General features: G+C 73.1%; 2 protein-coding genes. Both read right to left on the reverse strand.

The window, feature by feature from the left end; translation table 11 throughout:
* Positions 1–72: 72 nt before the first annotated feature.
* Positions 73–897, reverse strand: coding sequence for a tryptophan synthase subunit alpha (gene trpA / locus ACYVE9_RS23390; protein ID WP_461029873.1), 825 nt, complete (start codon positions 895–897; stop codon positions 73–75).
* On the reverse strand, positions 894–2,132 hold the full coding sequence (gene trpB, locus ACYVE9_RS23395) for a tryptophan synthase subunit beta (RefSeq protein ID WP_461029874.1): 1,239 nt from the start codon (positions 2,130–2,132) through the stop codon (positions 894–896). Before trpB ends, trpA begins: the two co-directional genes overlap by 4 nt.
* Positions 2,133–2,323 lie beyond the last annotated feature (191 nt).

Genomic DNA, 2,323 nt, shown 5'->3' on the forward strand with positions numbered 1-2,323 from the left:
GCCCGGGTTGCACCGGCTCCGACGCGGCCCCGGTCCGGTCGACGTCAGCGCCGGGAGTGCGCCGGGGGCGTCTCAGCCGCGGCGCACGCCCTGCGCCAGCTCCCCGGCCAGCTCCCGGACCGCGGCCAGTCCGGACGGCAGGTCGTCGCCGTGCTCCAGCAGCTTCTTCACGAAGGCCGAACCGACGATCACCCCGTCGGCGAACTCGGCCACCTGCGCGGCCTGCGCCGGGTTGGAGACCCCCAGGCCGACGCACACCGGCAGCTCCGTCACCGCACGGGTCCGGCCCACCAGCTCCCGGGCCTCCTGGCCGACGGAGTCGCGGGTGCCGGTGACGCCCATCAGCGACGCCGCGTACACGAAGCCGCTGCCGGCCGCGGTGATCGTGGCGAGCCGGTGGTCGCGGCTGCTGGGCGCGACCACGAAGACGGTCGCCAGACCGTGCTGCTCGGCGGCCTTGCGCCAGACGTCGGACTCCTCCACGGGCAGGTCGGGCAGAATGCAGCCGGCCCCGCCCGCCGCCGCCAGTTCGGCGGCGAACCGCTCGACGCCGTAGCGGTCGACCGGGTTCCAGTAGGTCATGCACAGCACCGGCGCACCGCTCGCCGCGTGCGCCTCCCGCACGGTGCGCAGCACGTCGGCGATCCGGACGCCGCCGCGCAGCGCGATGTCGTCCGCGGTCTGGATGACGGGGCCGTCCAGCACCGGGTCGCTGTGCGGCAGGCCGACCTCGACGATGTCGCAGCCGCCCTCCAGCAGCGCCGTGCACGCCGCGATGCCGCCGTCCACCGTGGGGAACCCGGCCGGCAGGTAACCGACGAGCGCGGCCCGGTTCTCCTGCTTGGCCCGTTCCAGGACCGAGTTCAGCAGCGCCAGGTTTCCGGTGTTCTCGGTCATCGCTGGGACTCCCCGTCGTAGAGCCCGAAGTAGCGGGCGGCCGTGTCCATGTCCTTGTCGCCGCGCCCGGACAGGTTGACCACAACCAGTCCCTCGCTGCCCAGCTCCCGGCCCAGGTCGAGCGCGCCCGCCAGGGCGTGCGCGCTCTCGATGGCGGGGATGATTCCCTCGGTCTGCGAGAGCAGGCGCAGGGCCCGCATCGCCTGGTCGTCGGTGATCGGCCGGTACTCGGCGCGGCCGGCGTCCTTGAGGTAGGCGTGCTCGGGGCCGATGCCCGGGTAGTCCAGACCGGCCGAGATCGAGTACGGCTCGGTGATCTGGCCCTCGTCGTCCTGGAGCACGTAGGAGCGGGATCCGTGCAGGATGCCGGGCTCACCGACGGTGAGCGTCGCCGCGTGCTCACCGGACTCGACCCCCCGGCCGGCGGCCTCCAGGCCGATCAGCCGGACCTCCGTGTCGGGCAGGAAGGCGTGGAAGAGCCCGATGGCGTTGGAGCCGCCGCCGACACAGGCCACCACGGCGTCCGGCAGCCGGCCGGCGCGCTCCAGGACCTGCCGGCGCGCCTCCACGCCGATCACCCGGTGGAAGTCGCGGACCATCGCGGGGAACGGGTGCGGTCCGGCGACGGTGCCGAACAGGTAGTGGGTGCGGTCCACGTTGGCCACCCAGTCGCGGAACGCCTCGTTGATGGCGTCCTTCAGGGTGCGGCTTCCGGAGCTGACGGGCACCACCTCGGCGCCCAGCATGCGCATCCGGGCGACGTTGAGCGCCTGCCGCTCGGTGTCGATCTCCCCCATGTAGATGGTGCAGTCGAGACCGAACAGGGCGCAGGCCGTGGCGGTCGCCACGCCGTGCTGGCCGGCACCGGTCTCGGCGATGACGCGGGTCTTGCCCATCCGGCGGGTCAGCAGCGCCTGCCCGAGCACGTTGTTGATCTTGTGAGAACCGGTGTGGTTCAGGTCCTCGCGCTTGAGGAAGACCCGGGCGCCTCCGGCGTGTTCGGCGAACCGCGGCACCTCGGTCAGGGCGCTGGGGCGACCGGTGTAGTTGACGAGCAGGTCGTCGAGTTCGGCGGCGAAGGCGGGGTCGGCCTTCGCCTTGTCGTACTCGGCGGCGACCTCCTCCACGGCGGCGACGAGCGCCTCCGGGATGAACCTGCCGCCGAACGCCCCGAAGTAGCCCTCGGTGCTGGGCACCAGGCCCTCGGGATCGGGAAGGAAGAACTGTGCGGACATCCGGCGTCTCTCCTTGAGTGGGACACGGCCAACGGATTGTGAGGGACGGGGTGGTGGCGAAGCGCCCGGCGGCACCGGTGCGACCGCCAGGAACGGGCCGCGCCGGCAACGGCACGGCGACGGCACGGGCCTGCGGTGCCGGCATGGCTCACCGGTTGACGTGGCGACAGGTGGCGCGCCGGCGGTGGCGT

The organism is Streptomyces sparsus (genome assembly GCF_054776295.1).